The following is a 19,527-nucleotide window of genomic DNA, read 5'->3' on the forward strand; positions in this document are numbered from 1 at the left end:
TTCAGTCCGTTTACCGCGCCTCGTCCAGCACGCATGTCACCGTGCAGACCACGCCGCGCGGCAGGAAGTCGACGGTTGCCTCGCCGCCGAGCTGGTCGCGCGCGCTGCGCTCGATCAGGCGCGAGCCGAAACCGCGCTGCACCGGCGCCGTCACCGGCGGTCCGCCGATCTCGCTCCAGATCAGCCGCAGCCGCGGCTTCGGCGTGTCGGCGATGACCTCCCATTCCAGCGTCACCCGGCCGGCCTCGTTCGACAGCGCGCCGTATTTCGCGGCGTTGGTGGCGATCTCGTGCACGATCATCGACAGCACCACGGCGAGCCGCGGCGACAGCGGCACGGCGGGGCCGGCCATGCGGATGCGATCGGGATTGCTCAGCAGGAACGGCTGGAGCACGCGCAAGATCACGTCCCTGAGCTCCGAGCCCGCCCATTTCTCCTGGCTGAGGAGATTATGCGCCTCGGCGAGCGCGCCGAGCCGGCCCTCGAACTTGGTCCGCTCCTCGCGGCTCGAACTTCGGAAGGTCTGCACCGCGATCGCCTGCATCAGGGCCAGCGTGTTCTTGACGCGATGGTTGAGCTCGTCGATCAGCAGATTGTGCAGCATCTCGCCGCGCGCGATCGTGGTCGCCATCCTGACCGCGAAGGTCAGGCCGGTCAGCAGCAGGATGCCGCCGATCAGACTGGTGATCGCGATGTTGCGCCAGAGCGGGGCGATCAGCGAGCTCTCGGCGACACCGGCGGCGACCGTCCAGCCCGTCAGTTGCGATCGCGTGTAGGCTGCGGCCAGCGCGACGCCGTCGAGCGACACCGTCGGGAGCGATGCCTCGCTGCTGCGGAACATCTCGTCATAAAGCGAAGGGGACGCGCGCTTGCCGAATGTCTCACTGGGGTTCGGCGTCCTTGCGAATACAATGCCCTTGGTGTCGAGCAGAGACACCGTCCAAAACCGGTCGGGCCGCTGCTTCTCCACCAGCTCCTGAAAGATGCTGACCGGCGGGCTGAAGCAGAGGTCGTAGATCACCTCGCCGTTGCGAAACACCGGGACCTCGACGGTGAGCACCTGCCGGCCATTGATGGCGCCCGTGAACAGGTCGGAATATTGCGGCGACCTGGTCGCAAACACCTTTTCGATGGTCTCGAGATTGCCGCGCGGCGGCAGGCTCGCAGTGTCCTCCGTCGTCGAGGAGAACACCAGCCGGCCCTTGCGGTCGGAGATCAGCACAAGGCCGCCCTTGCCATATTGCTCGACGAAACCGAGCGCGATGCGGCGGAAGTTCTGGAAGTCGTCGTTGCGCAGCGAATTCGTCAGCGCAAGCACCTGCAGGCCGCCGGTCATCCGCTGCACCTCGGAGTCCAGCACGAGGCGCATGCTGCGTACGTTCTCCAGCACGCGGCGGGTCGCGTCGTTGCGGTCCTGCTTGTAATTGTAGACGACAATACCGACCGCGAAGACGATCAGCGGCAACATCGTTCCCGTGACCAGGAGAGCGAGCCGAACCGGCAGGGTGAGCTTTGACAAACGCGGACGTCCCGGTTCCAGCGCAGGGGCGCCGGATTATGATTTTGGGGAGACCATACGGGCGGGACTTGCCCCGCGCCACGATTTTCGCAGCGGCGAGCAGCCCGGAGACGCGATGTTGCAGCGCAGTCCGGGACGCCGGCGCTTCAGCTCATGCTGATGGCGGTCAGCAGCAGACACATGGCGTAGACAGCCGCCAGGCTGAGCCCGGCGATCCGGGCCTCTCGATGCGATGTCATGCGGTGAACTCCAGGAGGGCCGCCGCCTTCAAGGCGACCGCCCATCGCGCCTCGATCAATCGATTTCCTGCACGACCGTGCGCGAGCCGGGGTCCACCAGCATCACGCGCTCGCCGGAGTAGACGCGAGTTGCAGTGCAATAGGTCGCGCGGAAACAGCCCTGCGACGAAGAGTACCTCCGGCGCACGCGAAATCACTTCCGTCCTGCCGACGTTTTTCATACGCTTGCCTCTCGCACGCCGCATACCGGCTGCGCTCACGGCCCGGCTACAGGGCCGGAGCATCAAGGGAGGGGAGACGATGAAGCGAAGGTCATTTCTCGCTGGTCTCGGTGCGACCACTGCGGCGGCTGCGATTGGCATGCCGTCGATCCTCAGGGCGCAAGCACCGATCACGCTGAACGGCGCGGTCCAGTTCAATGACGACCATGCCTTCAACCGGGCACTGATCCGGTTCGAAGAGCTGGTGAAGCAGTACTACGGCAAGCCGGTCAACTTCACGCTGCACAAGAACTCCTCGCTCGGCCTCGAGAAGCAGTATTTCGAGTACATGTCGCAGGGCAAGGCGGTCGATTACGGCATCGTCTCGCCGGCCCACATGTCGACCTTCGCCAAGGCGGCCCCGTTCATCGACGCGCCCTTCGTGTTCAAGGGGATCGAGCACATGAACAAGGTCGTCGAAGCCAATATCCTGGCGCCGATCGCCGATGAGGTCGAGGCGAAAGCCGAGGTTGTTCTGATCGGTTATTCCGGTGGCGGCATCCGCAACATCTTCGCCAACAAGCCGCTCAAAAATCTCGCCGATCTCAAGGGCCTCAAGGTTCGCGTGCAGGGCGCGCCGATCTGGTCGAAGACCTTTGCGGCAGTCGGAATGAGCCCCACTGTGATCGCCTACAACGAAATCTACAACGCGATCCAGAACGGTGTGATATCGGCCGGCGAAAACGAGGCGGCCGGCGTCGAGGCGATGAAGTTCTACGAAGTGGCCCCGCATCTCAGCCTGACCCAGCACGCCGTATCGATCCGGCCGATCTGCTTCTCGGTGAAGACGCTGAAGACCTTGCCGAAGGACCTGCAGGACGCGATCAGGAAGGCCGGCAAGGAGGCCGGCGACTACGGCCGTCAGCTCGAGTCGAGCGAGGAGGTCGTCAAGCTCGACACGCTCGAGAAGGCCGGCAAGCTCAAGCGCGTTCCCTTCGAGGAGCGCGACGCCATGAAGAAGCTCGCCGACCCCGTGATGGCCACTTACGCCAAGGACATTGGTGCAGAAGCTATCTTCGAGAAGATCAACGTTGCCTGAGATCGTTGCGTTCGCCCACGACATTCCGGGCAGGCCCCGCTTCCTGCCTGGACGTGGCTGATGAGCTGCCGCACGGAGCCCCGATGTCTGAAATGCCCGTCCCGTCCACACCGTCGCTGTGGCGTCGCGTCACGGCCGCCTATGCGAAACTGCTGGAATTCCTGCTGGCCGCCTGCGTCGGCGTCCTGATCATTCCGGTCACGCTGCAGATCATCTCGCGCTACACGCCCTTCATTCCGTCCTACATCTGGACGGAGGAAATGGCCCGGTTCCTGTTCGTCTGGACGATCATGATCGGCGCCATGGTCGGTGTGCGGGAAGCGCAGCATTTCGAGGTCGACGTGTGGCCCGACCTGTCGCGGCGGTCGGAGGCCGCGGTGCGGATCCTCGCGCGGCTCGGCGTGCTCGCGCTGGCGCTGGTGTTCGTATCCGCCGGCCTCGAGTTCACCCGCTTTGCCTGGAACAGGACTTCGGAGCTGGCCGATCTGCCGCTCTGGCTGATCCACGTCGCCTGGCCCGTGACCGGCGCGACGTGGATCGTCTTTGCGGGCGAACAGATCATCGATGAAATGCGCATTCTTGTCGGGGCAGGGCGATGAGCGGCAATGTACTCTCCGCCGGACAGGCTGCGATGGTGCTGTTCGGGGTCTTCATCGGCCTGCTCATCGTGCGCGTGCCGGTCGCGTTTGCGCTCGGCCTCGCCTGCGTGCCGATCCTGCTGATCGAGCCGCATCTGTCGCTGATGACGCTCGCGCAGGAAACATTCAATGCCTACAATTCATTCATCCTGCTGGCGGTGCCGTTCTTCCTGCTGACGGCGAACCTGATGAGCATCGGCGGCATCACCGACCGCCTGGTGGCGCTGTCGCGCTCGATGGTCGGGCACTGGCCGGGGTCGCTGGCGCAGATCAACGTCGTGCTGTCGGTGTTCTTTGCGGGCATCTCGGGCTCTTCCACCGCCGATGCGGCGAGCCAGTCCAAGATCTTCATCGATGCGCAGACGAAGGAGGGCTACGATCTCTCGTTCTCCATCGCCATCACTGCGGTTTCTGCGGTGCTTGCGGTCATCATCCCGCCGTCGATCCTGATGATCGTGTGGGGCGGATTGATCTCGACCTCGATTGCGGCGATGTATCTGGCCGGCATCGTGCCGGGCCTGCTGATCGCGGGCGCGCAGATGGCGACGGTGCACATCTATGCGGTGCGCCGCGGCTATCCGACCTATCCGAAGGCGACCTGGGTCGAGATGCGATGCGCCATCTGGCAGTCGCTACCGGCGCTGATGACGCCGTTCATCATCGTCGGCGGCATTCTGCTCGGGTGGTTCACCGCGACCGAGTCCGCCTGCGTTGCGGTGCTCTATTCCGTCGTGCTGTCGGCGTTCTTCTACCGCGAGACGGGTCCACGCGAATTGTACAAGGCGCTGCTCGACACCGGGCGTCTTGCCGGCGTGGCGCTGTTTTGTGTCGGCACCGCAAGTGCGTTCGGCTGGCTGCTCGCCTACTACAAGATCCCGCAAGCGCTGTTGGCGAACGTCTCGACATGGGGGATGGGCGTCGTCGCCGCCGGCTTCTTCATCTCGTTCTGCTTTCTGGTGGTGGGCTGCTTCCTCGACGCCATCCCGGCGATCATCATCGTCGGCACCGTGCTGGAGCCGCTGGCCAAGTCCGTCGATCTCCATCCGGTCCAGTTCGCGATCATTTCCATCGTCTCGCTGGCGTTCGGACTGGTGACGCCGCCCTATGGCTTGTGCCTGATGATCGCCTGTTCGATCGCCGGCGTGCGGCTGCGCTACGCCTTGAAGGACACCGTGATCATGCTGGTGCCAATGCTGCTCGTGCTGGCGGCCGTCATCATCTGGCCCAGCGTGTCGCTGTTCCTGCCGCGCCTGATCGTACCGGAGATGTTGAAATGAGCAGGGCTCGATCCCGCGGCCCTGCGGCCGCGGGACCGGTTCGATTGCTCAGAGATTGCTGTCGGTGATCGCGGCATAGACCATGCTGCGCAGCTCGCGGCGGAGCGGATAGGCGCTCGACGGCAGCACCTGCGTCATGAAGATGGTGATCAGCTCCTCGGCCGGGTCGATCCAGAACGAGGTCGTGGCCGCACCGCCCCAACTATACTCGCCCGGGCTGCCGGCGATCAGCGTCTCCGCCGGGCGCATGGTCACGGCGAAGCCGAGGCCGAAGCCGATGCCGTTATAGCTCGCCTCCGAGAACAGGGAGCGGGAGACTTCCGGCAGCGCGCGATCGCCCGGAATGTGATTGCTCGTCATCAGCGCCAGTGTCTTCGGCCCGATCAGCCGGACGCCGCCCAGCTCGCCGCCATTGAGCAGCGCGCGGCAGAAGGTGAGATAGTCGGCGATCGTCGAGCACAGCCCGCCGCCGCCCGAGATGAACGAGGGCGGGGACAGGAACGAGCTCTGGGTCGGATCGTCCTGGAGCGTCAGGCCCTCGCGGCGCTGCCCGGCATGGAAGGTCATGCCGCCGCCCGGATCGGCGGAATAGCAGGCTGCGAAACGATGCGCCTTGGCGGCCGGCACGTGAAAATCAGTGTCGGTCATGCCGAGCGGATCGAGGATGCGTTGCTTCAGGAACTGTTCGAAGGGGATTCCGGAGATCCTGCCGATGAGATAGCCGAGCACGTCGGTCGCGACGGAGTAGTTCCAGGACTCGCCGGGCGAGAACTCCAGCGGGATCTTTGCGAGGGCCTCGATCATGGTCTGGAGCGTGCCGGCTTTCTCGACCTCGCCGATCTTTTCGGTGCGATAGGCGGCATCGACGTTGGAGCGCTGCTGGAAGCCGTAGGTGAGGCCGGCCGTGTGGCGCAGGAGGTCGACGATCAGCATCGGCCGGGACGGCGGCCGGGTCAGGAAGGCCGGCGCGGTGCCGGCGACGAACACGCCGAGATCCTTCCATTCCGGAATGTACTTGGCGACGGGCTCGTCGATCGCGACGAGGCCTTCCTCGACCAGCATCATGAAGGCGACGCTGGTGAGCGGCTTGGTCATGGAATAGATGCGGTAGATGGTGTCGTCCTTGACCGGAACCTTGCGCTCGACATCTGCAAAGCCCTGCACCGAGCTGTGGGCGATCTTGCCGCGGCGATAGACCAGCAGCTGCGTGCCCGGGAAGCGGCCGGCATCGATGTATCGGCTTTTCAGATGCGCATCGACGCGGTCGAGGGCGGCCTTGGACATGCCGACGGATTCGGGCGAGGCGGGGGTAGGGGCAAGCATCAGTTCCTCCGGACGGTTTTGTTCAGAGGTGATAGCGAAATCGTGCCCCCATTCCAAGCCGGTCCGCGCTTAACGCGGGCCCCCTGGCTGGTGTAGGCTCACCCTAGAACCCCTCGGGGACCAACAAGAAGATCGAAAACGGGAAGCCCAATTGCCATGACCCAGTTCAACGAGACCGAACTCACCGAAGCCGTCGTCAAAAGCTTCGACAACACGCCCGATGCGCGCGCGAAATTCCTGCTTCAGGAACTGGTGAAGTCGCTGCACGATTACGTGAGCAAGACCGGTCTCACCTTCCCCGAGTGGGAATACGCGATCGATTTCCTGACCCGCACCGGCCAGAAATGCACCGATACCCGCCAGGAGTTCATCCTGCTGTCCGACGTGCTTGGCGTCTCCATGCTGGTCGATGCCGTCAACCACCGCGACCGCGAAGGGGCCACCGAGACCACCGTGCTCGGCCCGTTCTATGTCGGCGAGCACAAGGTCACCGCGCACGGCACCGACATCTCGCCGAACAACCAGACCGGCGAACGGATGTTCGTGCAGAGCCGCGTCACCGATCTCAACGGCAAGCCGCTCGCCAATGTCCCCGTCGACGTCTGGCATGCGGACGATGACGGCTTCTACGATTCACAGAAGGCCAATTATGACGAGGTCGGCGCCTCGGCGCGGGCGCGGTTCATCACCGACGCCGACGGCCGCTTCTTCTTCCGCACCATCTTGCCGTGCAGCTACCCGATCCCGACCGATGGCCCCGTCGGCGAGATGATCGTGCAGACCAGGCGCCATCCGATGCGCCCGGCCCATGTGCACTTCCTGGTCAACGCGAAGGGCTACGAGCCGCTGATCACGCATGTCTTCATGGACGGCGACAAATATCTCGATTCCGACGTGGTGTTCGGGGTCAAGGACGACCTCGTCGCCAAGGTCGAGCCGCGCAACGATCCGGCGATGCCTGACGGGACCAAGGCGAGCGGGCAGTGGCACCTGATGACCTACGAATTCCACCTCAAGCCGGGCGGCGGCATGGCGCCGAAACCGCTCGGGACGAAGGCGGCGGAGCCGGCGTGACCGCCCGCCGGAAACGCGGCAGTCTTGGCCCAGGTCGTCCGCTCTGCTTCGAGCTGCGCCAACGGCAGGCTCGCGCGTTGCTGCAATGACTGGTCGATCACATCGTGGGGCATTCCGCCGAGCGGCAAAGATCGCGAATAGTATGATGTATGCAAGATCGTGGTTGCGCGGCGAGGGCGCCCATCAAGTCTCCGCAAATGTCCGTGCTTGATCTCGACCAATGGCTCTGTTTGGATAGTTGCTGTTCGGCAATTCGTATTTCGGATAATCATGGTAGATGAATTAAACGGATACCGTCGTTCATCGGGGGCTCGCTCGCAAGAAGGCATCGTGACTGTCCACCGCACGGGCACCGGGAATCGGTTGCTGGCGGCGTTGCCGCCAGCGGATCTCGGCTTGCTCACGCCCTACTTCCAGAAGGTCTCGTTCGAACCCGGTGCCGTCCTGGTGCGCTCGGGCGACGAGCTCGACCCGGTTTGTTTTCCCCATAGCGGCGCAATCGCCTTCATGCTCGACATGCCGGACGGGCAAACGGTCGCAACCGCGTTGATGGGACGGGAAGGCGCTCTGGCCTCGTTCTCCGTGCTCGGCCCGTCGCTTTCATCCGTGACCGCGGTTGCACGCATGGCCGGCACGGCATCGCTGATTTCCGCCAGCAGATTTCGGGCTGCCTATGGGCAAAGCGCAGCCATCAGGAATGTCGTGCAGGTCCACGTCCGCGCGGTGATGCTGCAGCTCCAGCATGTAGCCGCTTGCAACGCGCTGCACCGGGTGGATAGCCGCATGGCACGCTGGCTCCTGCAGCTTCACGACCGCGTTCCCGATGACCGGCTTCCGGTGACGCAGGAGGCGCTTGCGCAATTGCTTGGTGTGCGACGGACGACAGTGACCCTGACGATGAACAAGCTGCGCGAAGCCGGCGCCGTCCCGTCCGACCGGCGCGGGTTCGTAGAGATCGATCGGGCGCGGCTCGAGAGGGTCGCATGCGATTGCTATGCGCTGATGCAGCAAAACATTGATCGAATGTATTGCCAGGAATTGGAGGCGCCGCAGCCTGCCTCTGCGCCGTTCCGGGAAAGCGCCATCGTCGCCTCCAACGGAGTGGGATAATAAATCCAGGCCGCTTCAGTCCTTGAGCTCTGAAACCGCTCGCGTTTGCCGTTCAGAGCGGCAGAAGTGCTGCTGCCTTCTGGAGTCCGTCGCTGGATTCGAGTTCATGCGACCGCGCGAAAACAATCCGGGATCTCAGGGCTATTTCCGCGTCGCCCCTGCCATCTTGGCCAATCAGGATCAATCCGGCGCCTCCATTGGCGACGTTCAGAATGATCGGCTCGCCGCTCCAGGTTCTTATTGGCTCCATGCCAATGATGAGAAATTCACCCGCGGGCTGGTCGAAATATTGAATGCGCAATTGAGGACCGACCTCGGCCGCGGCAAGCGCGAAGCCGAGCTTCCGGGCGCGGGCGTAAATGGAGGCCAATGTCACGGTATCGGTCTTGAAGCCGAGCTCGGCCGCTGACACGGCCACGAGCTCCACGTCGATTGCCTTGGAGCCGATGGTGAAAGCCGGTCGGGCAAGAATTTCGCCAGCCGCCCCGCCAACATTGCAGCCTGCGGCATCAAGAGCACGACGCAGCGCGATCCGGTCGGCAAAGTTGCCAATCGTAATCCTCTTCCATGTCGGGACGTCGCGGGCTGACGTGATGAGCTTTTGAGGCACGTCGACCGGGCGCGCCTTGTTGGCTTTCAACTGGTTCTGCAAAACGTCGCGAGCCGTGCACTGAGCCCAGGCGCTGTTTGCGAATTGAAGGACCAGGCAAGCAGCGCAAAACACCGAAAGGATGAAGTATCGGCCGGCACGCGGAGTCTTCGAGCCGCAACCGGCTCGGTTCGCCAGAACAGACATGTCGAATATCCATTCGGTCGTAGCACTTGAAAAAGCCCGCCTCCGAGTCAATGGGAAGAGCGGAGGGTGATGCATCAACGAAACATCGCCGGCCGACTTTAAAATGCGTCCGGGGGCGGGGCGCTAATGGCTCAAGTATTCCCATTCCAATGACGGGCGGCAGTCCGCAAGCCTGGTCGCCCGCCCATCAGACCTAACGAGGAATGATGCAGTTTGAAGAGTAGCACTGCGGTCTTGTTGGTTCAATCTTGAACTGGGCTGACCTCTCCTGCATGCGCGCGTCGGAAGAGTGATGCTGACGTTCAACCGAGTCCGCTCGGCAAGATCGCGACGTCTGTGCCCTTATTCCCTCTAACGTGCGTGCAGCAGCGCCAGAAGGACGACGACGGCGCAGGCGAGCGCTGCCGAGGTCAGCTTCCAGAACATCAGCGGGCTGCGCTCCAGCAGGGGCGTGATCCGCGTGTTGAGGTAGGCCGGATTTGGCGTGCGAAGCTCGAAGACGAATTCGGACAGGTCCTCGTGCCGCTTGTAGGGATCGGGATGGAGCGCGCGCCTGAGCGCCCCGTCGACCCAGGCCGGCACGTTGCGGTCGTCGTCGGCCGGGCGATACTGAAGTCTCCGCACGTCCGCCTTGCGCCGGATCCTGGCGACCTGGGTGCCATAGGGGAGCTTTCCCGTGAGCAGCTGGTAGCAGATCACGGCCAGCGAGAACATGTCGGAGCGCGGCGAGCCGCCCTGCCCAAGAAAATACTCGGGCGCCGTGTACTGGACCGTCCCCAGGATTTCGTCCGCCTCCTCTCGCGGCGCGGCCTCCGCGACGCCAGCGACCCTGACCGATCCGAAGTCGATGATCTTCGCGGTGCCGGTCTTGTCGATCAGGATGTTGTCGGGCCTGAGATCCTGATGCAGCATTTCCATGCGGTGGAAGGCGCGCAGGCCGGCGGCGATCTGCTCGACCAGTCCGCGCACGGTTTCCAGATCGGGGCGCGGATTGTCGGTCATCCACTGCTTCAACGTCTGCCCTTCGACGAATTCGGTCGCGACGTAGAGGTAGCTGCGCCGGCGCGACTGCGACAGCGGTTTTAGCACGTGCGGGCTGTCGATCCGGCGCGCGATCCATTCCTCCATCAGGAAGCGCTTGAGATAGGCGGGGTTGTCGCGCAAATCGATCGACGGCAGCTTGAGCGCGACCGGCTCCTCGGTCTCGGCGTCGACCGCGAGGTAGATGTGACTGCGGCTGCTGCCGTGGATTTCGCGGACGATCCTGTAGCCGTCGAAGATCGCCCGCGGCTCCGGCAGCGGAGGCAGCGGCAATTGCGATGTCTGATTGAAGATGCCGGCCGGCTCGCGCTGCGGCACGGCGTCTATGCGCAGGATCTGGACGGTGATGTTGTCGTCGCTACCGCGCCGGTAGGCTTCCTCGACGATCGCCTTTGCCGCGCTGTCGAGCTCGGCTGCGTGCTCGCCGAGCGCGCTTGTCATAAAGCGCTGATCGACGAATTCATAGGCGCCGTCGGTCGCGAGGATGAAGGTATCGCCGGCCTCGATCTCGAACGCCTGGTAGTCGATCTCGAGTTGCGGATTGATGCCGAGTGCGCGACCGAGATAGGTCTGCTCCGACGAGACGATGATCCGGTGATCGTCGGTCAGCTGCTCGAGCGCCTTGCCGGCGACGCGATAGACGCGGCAGTCGCCGACATGGAAGATGTGCGCGGTGGTCGCCTTGATAACCATGGCGCTGAGGGTGCAGACATAGCCCTTGTCGCGGTCATAGGCATATTGGCTCTTGCGCGTCTGCGCGTGCAGCCAGGAATTGGTCGCGTCCAGCACGCGGCGGGCGGAGGTCTTCACCGTCCAGGATTCCGACGTGCAGTAATAGTCCATCAGGAAGCTCTTGACCGCCGACTCGCTGGCGATCTGGCTCACCGTGCTGCTGGAGATACCGTCGGCCAGAACGGCCGAGATCCCCTTCAGGCTGAGCAGTGGCTCCTCGGGGATGAGGACGCCGTGAAAATCCTGGTTGATGGGCTTGCGACCCTTGTCGGAGTGCTGGCCGACCGAGATCTGGAGTCCGCGGGTCATCGTCGCCACCGGAAGAGGGGAGCCTCACCCTGCTCGGGCGAGGCTCCCTGTCGAGACGTATTCGATCAGGCCGCGACGCGGGTCGGCGCAGTCGTGCCGGCCTGACGCTTCGGCTTGGTCATAACGTGCGTGGTGTAGAGGGTCATGCCGGTGAAGGCGAGGCCACCGACGAGGTTGCCCAGCACGGTCGGGATCTCGTTCCAGATCAGGTAATCCATAATCGAGAATTTTGCGTGCAGCATCAGGCCCGAGGGGAACAGGAACATGTTCACCACGGAATGCTCGAACACCATGTAGAAGAACACCAGGATCGGCATCCACATCGCGATGACCTTGCCGGGGACCGAGGTCGAGATCATGGCGCCGACGACGCCGGTCGAGACCATCCAGTTGCAAAGCATGCCGCGCAAGAACAGCGTCGCCATGCCGGCTGCGCCGTGGGCCGCGTAGCCCAGCGTGCGGCCCTCGCCGATGTTGCCGATGGCCGCGCCGATCTTGTCGGGGGCCTGCGTGAAGCCGAACGTCGTGACGAAGGCCATCATGAAGGCGACGGTGAAGGCGCCGGCGAAGTTGCCGACGAAGACCAGGCCCCAGTTGCGCAACACGCCGCCCATGGTGACGCCGGGACGCTTGTCGATCAGGGCGAGCGGCGAGAGCACGAACACGCCGGTCAAGAGGTCGAAGCCCAGCAGATAGAGCATGACGAAGCCGACCGGAAACAGCAACGCGCCGACCAGCGGCTGGCCGGTGTTGACGTTGATGGTGACGGCAAACCAGGCCGCCAGCGCGAGGATGGCGCCGGCCATATAGGCGCGGATGATGGTATCCCGGGTGGACATGAAGATCTTGGACTCGCCTGCATCCACCATCTTGGTGACGAATTCCGAGGGCGCGAGATACGACATCAATGGTTCCTTTTGCTTCGTAAGTGAGAGCGACACGCCCGGGAGCGCGGCTGAACGTCATGGGACGTGCGGGCTGGCCTGCCGCACGCGAGCTATGGAAAGTCTGGAAGCCTTGGGAATCGCGTCACGACGACTGAGCCGGGAAAGGCCGCGAAGCAGTTGAGCTTCCGGAATGCAGCCGCCAGAGGCTGCAACAATGCGGCAAGCCGCAGTCTTCGTTGACAGCAAAGGATAAGCAAGTTGCGTGCCGACTGTAGACGTCAGAAAGATGTAGCGAAATCAATGTGATGCGTTGGCGCCCGACCTTGCTCGGACGCGACGCCGGGCCTCTTGCCTGAGCTGTTGCACAGTCTTTGTGCGTCGCACAAGGATTGTGCAGGCCGCAAATTTCCGATGCGGAACACCCCTGCGGCAGTCTGGCGCGGGCGCCGTAACCCACTCATTATCCAGCGTTTTTCGGCGTGCGAAGCTTGGCACGAAGCTTGAATAGTTCCAGGCCGACGCCATTGAAGCCGTCCCGCGAGACTTCTCATCCGATTTGCTGACGCCACCAGACGGGGGGTTCCCCGTCGTTGCGTTCGCATGCGCCAAAGCCGGCGTCACGGACGGACGGGCTGCTCGCGAGCACTGACGCCAACAATTCTGCAACGATGCAAAGGACGACACCGCCTATGACCACGCGCATCCGCCGGCCCTCGGGCCTGAGCCGCCGTCAATTGTTGAAGGCCGCCGGCTCCACCGCCGCACTTCTCGCCGCAGCAAAACTGAATTTCCCCGCCGGCGCCTTCGCGCAGGAGGCAGGCCCCGAGGTCAAGGGCGCCAAGCTCGGCTTCATCGCGCTGACCGATGCGACCCCGCTCTTCGTCGCCAAGGAGAAGGGCATCTTCGCCAAATACGGCATGCCCGACGTCGAAGTGCAGAAGCAGGCCTCCTGGGGCACCACGCGCGACAACCTCGTGCTCGGCTCCGAGGGCAATGGCATCGACGGCGCGCACATCCTCACCCCGATGCCGTATTTGATCTCGGCCGGCAAGGTGACGCAGAACAACCAGCCGACGCCGATGTACATCCTGGCGCGCCTGAACCTCAACGGTCAGTGCATCTCGGTCGCCAAGGAATATGCCGACCTCAAGGTCGGCATCGACACCGCGCCCTTCAAGACGGCGCTGGAGAAGAAGAAGGCCGGCGGCAAGGCTGTGAAGGCGGCGATGACCTTCCCGGGCGGCACGCATGATCTCTGGATCCGCTACTGGCTCGCCGCCGGCGGCATCGATCCGGACAAGGACATCGAAACCATCGTGGTGCCGCCGCCGCAGATGGTCGCCAACATGAAGGTTGGCACCATGGACTGCTTCTGCGTCTGCGAGCCCTGGAATCTCCAGCTCATCCATCAGGAGATCGGCTACACCGCGATCACCACCGGCGAGCTCTGGGACAAGCATCCGGAAAAGTCGTTCGGCATGCGCGCGGCCTGGGTCGATAAATATCCGAAGGCGGCGAAGGCACTGCTGATGGCGGTGATGGAAGCCCAGCAATGGGCCGAGAAGGCCGAAAACCGCGAGGAGGCCGCGGTGATCTGCGCCAAGCGCCAGTGGATCAACTGTCCCGTCGAAGACATCACCGACCGCATGAAGGGCAAGTTCGACTACGGCACCGGCCGCGTCGTCGACAACTCGCCGCAGCAGATGCGCTTCTGGAAGGACCAGGCCTCCTATCCGTTCCAGAGCCACGACCTCTGGTTCCTCACCGAGGACATCCGCTGGGGCAAATACGAGGCGAATTTCGACACCAAGGCGCTGATCGCCAAGGTCAACCGCGAGGACCTCTGGAAGGATGCGGCCAAGACGCTCGGCGTCGCCGCCTCCGACATCCCGACCTCGACCTCGCGCGGCAAGGAGACCTTCTTCGACGGCAAGGTGTTCGATCCCGAAAATCCGGCGGCCTATCTGAAATCGCTCGCGATCAAGCGCGTCGAAGTCTGATGGAGCCCGCGGCCGCCGTCGGGCGGCCGCATCGTCCTTGGAAAGCCGGAGAGATATTGCGATGAACATGCCTGCCACGAAAATCGAGGTTGAGACCGCGATGCCCGCGGTCGTTGCCGCACCCGTCGTCGCGATGACGCCAAAGCGTCCGCCGCGCGCTGAGACCTACGCACGGATGGCGCGGGAGACCGCTGTGCGCGTGATTCCGCCGCTGGTCGTGATCGCGCTGCTGACGCTGGTGTGGGAGCTGGTCTGCCGCCGCGCCGGCTCGGCCCTGCCGCCGCCGTCAAAGGTATTCAAGGACACCCAGGAATTGATCCTTGATCCGTTCTTCGACCATGGCGGCATCGACAAGGGCCTGTTCTGGCATCTCTCCGCAAGCCTTCAGCGCGTCGCGCTCGGCTATTCACTGTCCGCGATCGCCGGCATCGCGCTCGGCGTGCTGGTCGGTCAATCGGTCTGGGCGATGCGCGGGCTCGATCCGCTGTTCCAGGTGCTGCGCACCATTCCGCCGCTCGCCTGGCTGCCGCTCTCGCTTGCGGCGTTCCGTGACGGCCAGCCTTCGGCGATCTTCGTCATCTTCATCACCTCGATCTGGCCGATCATCATCAACACCGCGGTCGGCATCCGCAACATCCCGCAGGACTACCGCAATGTCGCGGCCGTCGTGCAGCTCAACCCGCTCGAGTTCTTCGGCAAGATCATGATTCCGGCGGCGGCGCCCTACATCTTCACTGGCTTGCGCATCGGCATCGGCCTGTCCTGGCTCGCCATCATCGCGGCCGAAATGCTGATCGGCGGCGTCGGCATCGGCTTCTTCATCTGGGACGCCTGGAACTCCTCGCACATCAGTGAGATCATCCTGGCGCTGTTCTATGTCGGCATCGTCGGCTTTGTGCTCGATCGCCTGATCGCGGGCCTCGGCAAGATCGTCACCCGCGGCACGGCGCAGAATTGAGGGAGAAGAGCGCATGACCACCTATCTGAAGCTCGACCACATCGACAAGATCTTCACCCGCGGCGCTGCGACGACCGAAGTGCTCAAGGACATCAACCTCTCGATCGAGAAGGGCGAATACGTCTCGATCATCGGCCATTCCGGTTGCGGCAAGTCGACTTTGCTCAACATCATCGCAGGCCTGACCGGCGCCTCGACCGGAGGCGTGCTGCTCGAGAACCGCGAGGTCAACTCGCCGGGTCCCGATCGCGCGGTGGTGTTCCAGAACCACAGCCTGTTGCCGTGGCTGACTGTCTACGAGAACGTCAAGCTCGGCGTCGACAAGGTCTTTGCCAGGACCAAATCCCGCGCCGAACGCGACGCCTGGGTCATGCACAATCTCAACCTGGTGCAGATGGCTCACGCCAGGGATAAGCGTCCTTCCGAAATCTCCGGCGGCATGAAGCAGCGCGTCGGCATCGCCCGTGCGCTGGCGATGGAGCCGAAAGTACTGCTGCTCGATGAGCCCTTCGGCGCGCTCGACGCGCTGACCCGCGCGCATTTGCAGGACTCGGTGATGGCGCTGCATCAGAAGCTCGGCAACACCATCTTGATGATCACCCACGACGTCGACGAGGCGGTGCTGCTGTCTGACCGCATCGTGATGATGACGAACGGGCCGAGCGCGCGCATCGGCGAGGTGCTGGAGGTGCCGCTCGCACGTCCCCGCAAGCGGCTCGATCTCGCGACCAACGCCACCTATTTGAAGTGCCGCCACCGCGTGCTCGAATTCCTCTATGAGCGGCATCGCTTCGTCGAGGCCGCGTAAACGAAGGTTTAACGCGCAAGATGGGCGCGCCCAAATAATCGACACCTCGCTCAATCCTTGTGCGCCGCACAAGGATTGAGCGAATCGCAAGATTTGCGAGCGAAATACACCTGCCGGAACTTCGGGCAATGCGAATAAGCTCCTGAATTCCCTGTATTTCCCGAACGCGCGGAATTGGCACGGAAATTGAAATGTCAATTTGCGACGCCAACGACGACGTCCCTCAACATCATCAATCAGCATCGTGAACTCGCCACCGGGGCTTGGCCTCGGCGCGCGCCTCCATGCGGAGGCAGAGCCTGCAACGACGCAGCGGTGAGCCTAGAAGGGATTATCAATGACGACGAATCCGACACGGAATCCGACGTGGATTTCAGACTGGCGCCCCGAAGATGAGGCGTTCTGGAATGCGACTGGCAAGACTATCGCGCGACGCAACCTGATCTGGTCGATCGTGGCCGAGCATATCGGCTTCTCGGTCTGGCTGATCTGGAGCATCGTCACCACCAAGCTGCCGCAGGCGGGCTTCCACTACACCACCGACCAGCTGTTCCAGCTCGTCGCGGTGCCTGGGCTCATCGGCGCCTTGATGCGCTTTCCCTACACATTCGCGGTGACGACGTTCGGTGGCCGCAACTGGACCATCTTCAGCGCGGCAATCCTGTTCATTCCGACGCTGTCACTCGCCTGGTTCGTCAGCCATCCCGACACGCCGTTCTGGCTGATGCTGCTGGTTGCCTCGACCGCGGGCCTCGGCGGCGGCAACTTCGCCTCCAGCATGACCAACATCTCCTTCTTCTTCCCCGACCGGATGAAGGGATGGGCACTCGGCCTGAACGCCGCCGGCGGCAATATCGGTGTCTCCAGCGTCCAGCTCCTGACCCCGATCCTGATGACGCTCGCCGTCATCAACCTGTTCCAGGCAAGCCCCGTCGACGGCATCTTCCTCCAGAATGCCGGCCTGATGTGGGTGCTGCCGATCGCGATCGCGGTGTTCGGCGCGGTGTTCTTCATGAACAACCTGACCACGGCCAAGTCGTCGATCGGCAACCAGCTTGCCGTCGTCAAGCGCAAGCACACCTGGATCATGGCGTATCTCTATATCGGCACGTTCGGATCCTTCATCGGCTACTCCGCGGCGTTTCCGCTGCTGATCAAGACGCAGTTTCCGACGGTGACGATCGCGATCGCGTTCCTGGGGCCGCTGGTCGGCTCGCTGTCGCGTCCGCTCGGCGGCTGGCTCGCCGACAAAATCGGCGGCTCGATCATCACCTTCTGGAATTTCATCGTGATGGCGGGCGCCACGGTCGGCGTGCTCTACTTCGTCGGGCAAAAGGATTTCATCGGCTTCCTGTCGATGTTCCTGGTGCTGTTCGTGACGACGGGCATCGGCAACGGCTCGACCTATCGCATGATCCCCTCGATCTTCCGCGAGCAGAACCTGTTCAAGGTGCGCGGCAAGGGCGACGCGGCGCGCGCGCTCGCGCTGAAGACGGCGAGCATCGAGAGCGGTGCGGCGGTCGGCTTCATCGGCGCGATCGGCGCGGTCGGGGGCTATCTGATCCCGACCGGTTTCGGCAAGTCGATCGCCATGACCGGCGGTCCGCAGCTCGCGCTCGCGATCTATCTCGGCTTCTACGCGTCCTGCCTCGCTTTGACCTGGTGGTTCTATCTGCGTCGCAGCCCGCAGGGCGAGGGCGCAGGAAGCCTCGCCGAAGCGCGTGTGTGACACTTGGTATGAAACTCGCTTCTCCCCGTACGCGGGGAGGAGCTCTCTCTGATGACGTTTGATCCATGAACTTTTTCCGCAACGGCGCGGACAAAGGCAGACCGAAACAGACAGGAAAACACCATGACGCCCGAACAGATCACTCTCGTTCAGCAGAGCTTTTCCAAGGTCGCGCCGATTTCAGAGGCGGCCGCGGTGCTATTCTACGATCGCCTGTTCGAGGTTGCGCCGTCCGTGCGTGCGATGTTTCCCGAGGACATGACCGAGCAGCGCAAGAAGCTGATGGGCATGCTCGCCGCCGTCGTCGGCGGCCTGTCGAAACTGGACTCGATTCTTCCTGCGGCCTCCGCGCTCGCCAAACGCCATGTCGCCTACGGTGCGAAGGCCGAGCACTATCCGGTGGTCGGCGCGACCTTGCTCTGGACCCTCGAGAAGGGCCTCGGCGAGGCCTGGACGCCCGAACTCGCCACGGCCTGGACCGACGCCTATGGCGTGCTGTCCGGCTACATGATTTCCGAGGCCTATGGCGCGCAGGCGCAGGCCGCCGAATAGGAGATGCCTTGTGAGTGAACCGCTCGTCATCGTCGGTAACGGTATGGCGGCCGCGCGTCTGGTCGACGAGCTCGCCAAGACCGCGCTCGGCCGCTACGCGGTCGCCGTGATCGGCGAAGAGCCGCGGCTCGCTTACAACCGCGTGCTACTCTCCTCGGTGCTGGCCGGCGAGACCGGCTCGCACGAGATCGAGCTGAGGCCGGCCGACTGGTGGCGCCATCGCGGCGTCACGGTGCGCTACGGCTATCGCGTCACCGAGATCGACACCGGCCGCCGCGAGCTGAAGATCGAAGGCGAAGAGAGCATGGAATATTCCAAGCTCGTGCTCGCCACCGGCTCGACGCCGCTGCGGCTCAACGTGCCGGGCGCCGATCTCGCCGGCGTTCACACCTTCCGCGACACGCGCGACGTCGACCTGCTGCTGACGCTCGCGGCGGCGAAGAAGCGCGTCGTCGTGGTCGGCGGCGGCCTGCTCGGGCTTGAAGCGGCCTATGGCCTTGCGAAAGCCGGCGCGCCGGTGACGCTGCTGCATCTGATGGACCGGCTGATGGAGCGCCAGCTCGATCTGCCGGCGGCCGAACTGCTGAAGACGCTGGTCGAGCGCAAGGGCATCCGCATCCTGCTCAATGCGTCGACCGCGCGCATTCATGGCGAGGGCCATGTCGAAGCCGTCGAGCTTGCCGACGGCAGCCGCATCGAGGCGGACGCCGTGATCTTCGCCGCCGGTATCAGGCCGAACGTGGCGCTGGCCAAGGACGCCGGCATCGCGGTCAACCGCGGCATCGTCGTCAATGATGAGATGCAGACGGCCTCGCCCGACATCTACGCGCTCGGCGAATGCGCCGAGCATCGCGGCACCTGCTATGGCCTGGTCGAGCCGGCCTATGAGCAGGCGCGCGTGCTGGCGCGGCATCTCGCCGGCCGTCCCGCCGCCTATCAGGGCAGCGTGGTCTCGACCAATCTGAAGGTCTCGGGCGTCAGCGTGTTCTCCGCCGGCGACTTCCTGGGCGGGGAGGGCAGCGAGAGCCTCGTGCTCACGGACCGCAGGCGCGGCACCTACAAGAAGCTCGTCATCGCCGACGGCCGGCTCACCGGCGCGGTGCTGATCGGCGATACGGTCGATGCGCTCTGGTATCTCGAGCTGATCCGCAATCGCGACAAGGTGGCGGCGATCCGCACCGACATGATGTTCGGCCGCGCGCTGGCGCGTCCCTCCAAAGCGGCTTGATGAAGGCG

General features: G+C 63.8%; 16 protein-coding genes. 11 read left to right on the top strand and 5 right to left on the bottom strand.

Translation table 11 applies throughout. From position 1 onward, the window contains the following. Positions 1-10: 10 nt before the first annotated feature. Positions 11-1,468, bottom strand: coding sequence for a sensor histidine kinase (locus NLM25_RS13595; protein ID WP_254141172.1), 1,458 nt, complete (start codon positions 1,466-1,468; stop codon positions 11-13). A gap of 590 nt (positions 1,469-2,058) precedes the next feature. Between NLM25_RS13595 and NLM25_RS13600 the strand changes: the two genes are divergently transcribed. The 3 genes from NLM25_RS13600 to NLM25_RS13610 all read left to right on the top strand — a co-directional run bounded on the left by NLM25_RS13600 (position 2,059) and on the right by NLM25_RS13610 (position 4,972). Next, complete coding sequence (locus NLM25_RS13600; protein ID WP_254137257.1) at positions 2,059-3,057, top strand: TRAP transporter substrate-binding protein; 999 nt, start codon at positions 2,059-2,061, stop codon at positions 3,055-3,057. 83 nt (positions 3,058-3,140) lie between these two features. Then, positions 3,141-3,656: a TRAP transporter small permease gene (locus NLM25_RS13605; protein ID WP_254137258.1), complete on the top strand. Its 516-nt coding sequence runs from the start codon at positions 3,141-3,143 to the stop codon at positions 3,654-3,656. Then, entirely contained in the window at positions 3,653-4,972 is a 1,320-nt protein-coding gene (locus NLM25_RS13610) for a TRAP transporter large permease (protein ID WP_254117291.1), read from the top strand. Before NLM25_RS13605 ends, NLM25_RS13610 begins: the two co-directional genes overlap by 4 nt. Before the next feature lie 48 nt (positions 4,973-5,020). Here the strand turns inward: NLM25_RS13610 and NLM25_RS13615 are convergent, their stop codons facing one another. Continuing rightward, the gene (locus NLM25_RS13615) at positions 5,021-6,295 is read right to left on the bottom strand and encodes a serine hydrolase (protein WP_254137259.1); all 1,275 of its coding nucleotides are present in this window, start codon (positions 6,293-6,295) and stop codon (positions 5,021-5,023) included. Between the two features lie 156 nt (positions 6,296-6,451). On the opposite strand from NLM25_RS13615, the gene NLM25_RS13620 reads away from it, so the two are divergent. Together NLM25_RS13620 and NLM25_RS13625 are read left to right on the top strand one after the other, a co-directional pair. Next, on the top strand, positions 6,452-7,369 hold the full coding sequence (locus NLM25_RS13620; protein ID WP_254137260.1) for an intradiol ring-cleavage dioxygenase: 918 nt from the start codon (positions 6,452-6,454) through the stop codon (positions 7,367-7,369). A gap of 270 nt (positions 7,370-7,639) precedes the next feature. Next, positions 7,640-8,479 carry a Crp/Fnr family transcriptional regulator gene (locus tag NLM25_RS13625; RefSeq protein ID WP_254137261.1) on the top strand — a complete coding sequence of 280 codons (840 nt, stop codon included), beginning with the start codon at positions 7,640-7,642 and terminating at the stop codon, positions 8,477-8,479. Between the two features lie 52 nt (positions 8,480-8,531). On the opposite strand, the gene NLM25_RS13630 is transcribed toward NLM25_RS13625, so the two are convergent. The 3 genes from NLM25_RS13630 to NLM25_RS13640 form a co-directional block, all read right to left on the bottom strand. After that, positions 8,532-9,275 carry a hypothetical protein gene (locus NLM25_RS13630; RefSeq protein ID WP_254137262.1) on the bottom strand — a complete coding sequence of 248 codons (744 nt, stop codon included), beginning with the start codon at positions 9,273-9,275 and terminating at the stop codon, positions 8,532-8,534. A gap of 351 nt (positions 9,276-9,626) precedes the next feature. Beyond that, on the bottom strand, positions 9,627-11,357 hold the full coding sequence (locus tag NLM25_RS13635; protein WP_254137263.1) for a bifunctional protein-serine/threonine kinase/phosphatase: 1,731 nt from the start codon (positions 11,355-11,357) through the stop codon (positions 9,627-9,629). Positions 11,358-11,422: 65 nt separating this feature from the next. Continuing rightward, on the bottom strand, positions 11,423-12,262 hold the full coding sequence (locus tag NLM25_RS13640) for a formate/nitrite transporter family protein (RefSeq protein ID WP_254117297.1): 840 nt from the start codon (positions 12,260-12,262) through the stop codon (positions 11,423-11,425). A 671-nt stretch (positions 12,263-12,933) separates the two neighbouring features. Here NLM25_RS13640 and NLM25_RS13645 point away from each other — a divergent pair. From NLM25_RS13645 to NLM25_RS13670, 6 genes are all read left to right on the top strand, one after another. Beyond that, entirely contained in the window at positions 12,934-14,244 is a 1,311-nt protein-coding gene (locus tag NLM25_RS13645; protein WP_254137264.1) for a CmpA/NrtA family ABC transporter substrate-binding protein, read from the top strand. Positions 14,245-14,305: 61 nt separating this feature from the next. Beyond that, positions 14,306-15,202, top strand: coding sequence for a nitrate ABC transporter permease (gene ntrB, locus NLM25_RS13650; protein WP_254137265.1), 897 nt, complete (start codon positions 14,306-14,308; stop codon positions 15,200-15,202). A 13-nt stretch (positions 15,203-15,215) separates the two neighbouring features. After that, positions 15,216-16,010, top strand: a complete 795-nt coding sequence (locus NLM25_RS13655) for an ABC transporter ATP-binding protein (protein WP_254117300.1) — start codon at positions 15,216-15,218, stop codon at positions 16,008-16,010. A 337-nt stretch (positions 16,011-16,347) separates the two neighbouring features. Continuing rightward, entirely contained in the window at positions 16,348-17,739 is a 1,392-nt protein-coding gene (locus NLM25_RS13660; RefSeq protein WP_254137266.1) for an MFS transporter, read from the top strand. 123 nt (positions 17,740-17,862) lie between these two features. Continuing rightward, on the top strand, positions 17,863-18,291 hold the full coding sequence (locus NLM25_RS13665; protein ID WP_254137267.1) for a globin family protein: 429 nt from the start codon (positions 17,863-17,865) through the stop codon (positions 18,289-18,291). A gap of 10 nt (positions 18,292-18,301) precedes the next feature. Continuing rightward, the gene (locus tag NLM25_RS13670) at positions 18,302-19,519 is read left to right on the top strand and encodes an FAD-dependent oxidoreductase (RefSeq protein WP_254137268.1); all 1,218 of its coding nucleotides are present in this window, start codon (positions 18,302-18,304) and stop codon (positions 19,517-19,519) included. Positions 19,520-19,527: the final 8 nt, after the last annotated feature.

Origin of the sequence: Bradyrhizobium sp. CCGB01, from assembly GCF_024199795.1 — a bacterium.
Lineage (GTDB): Bacteria > Pseudomonadota > Alphaproteobacteria > Rhizobiales > Xanthobacteraceae > Bradyrhizobium.

What these genes read in the sequence shown, in the direction of transcription:
- NLM25_RS13625 (WP_254137261.1), top strand. Translation starts at nt 7,640, where the DNA reads ATGGTAGATGAATTAAACGGATACCGTCGTTCATCGGGGGCTCGCTCG.
- NLM25_RS13620 (WP_254137260.1), top strand. Translation starts at nt 6,452, where the DNA reads ATGACCCAGTTCAACGAGACCGAACTCACCGAAGCCGTCGTCAAAAGC.
- NLM25_RS13595 (WP_254141172.1), bottom strand. Translation starts at nt 1,468, where the DNA reads ATGTTGCCGCTGATCGTCTTCGCGGTCGGTATTGTCGTCTACAATTAC.
- NLM25_RS13610 (WP_254117291.1), top strand. Translation starts at nt 3,653, where the DNA reads ATGAGCGGCAATGTACTCTCCGCCGGACAGGCTGCGATGGTGCTGTTC.
- NLM25_RS13640 (WP_254117297.1), bottom strand. Translation starts at nt 12,262, where the DNA reads ATGTCGTATCTCGCGCCCTCGGAATTCGTCACCAAGATGGTGGATGCA.
- NLM25_RS13665 (WP_254137267.1), top strand. Translation starts at nt 17,863, where the DNA reads ATGACGCCCGAACAGATCACTCTCGTTCAGCAGAGCTTTTCCAAGGTC.
- NLM25_RS13660 (WP_254137266.1), top strand. Translation starts at nt 16,348, where the DNA reads ATGACGACGAATCCGACACGGAATCCGACGTGGATTTCAGACTGGCGC.
- NLM25_RS13615 (WP_254137259.1), bottom strand. Translation starts at nt 6,295, where the DNA reads ATGCTTGCCCCTACCCCCGCCTCGCCCGAATCCGTCGGCATGTCCAAG.
- NLM25_RS13635 (WP_254137263.1), bottom strand. Translation starts at nt 11,357, where the DNA reads ATGACCCGCGGACTCCAGATCTCGGTCGGCCAGCACTCCGACAAGGGT.
- NLM25_RS13600 (WP_254137257.1), top strand. Translation starts at nt 2,059, where the DNA reads ATGAAGCGAAGGTCATTTCTCGCTGGTCTCGGTGCGACCACTGCGGCG.
- NLM25_RS13645 (WP_254137264.1), top strand. Translation starts at nt 12,934, where the DNA reads ATGACCACGCGCATCCGCCGGCCCTCGGGCCTGAGCCGCCGTCAATTG.
- NLM25_RS13605 (WP_254137258.1), top strand. Translation starts at nt 3,141, where the DNA reads ATGTCTGAAATGCCCGTCCCGTCCACACCGTCGCTGTGGCGTCGCGTC.
- NLM25_RS13655 (WP_254117300.1), top strand. Translation starts at nt 15,216, where the DNA reads ATGACCACCTATCTGAAGCTCGACCACATCGACAAGATCTTCACCCGC.
- NLM25_RS13630 (WP_254137262.1), bottom strand. Translation starts at nt 9,275, where the DNA reads ATGTCTGTTCTGGCGAACCGAGCCGGTTGCGGCTCGAAGACTCCGCGT.
- ntrB (WP_254137265.1), top strand. Translation starts at nt 14,306, where the DNA reads ATGAACATGCCTGCCACGAAAATCGAGGTTGAGACCGCGATGCCCGCG.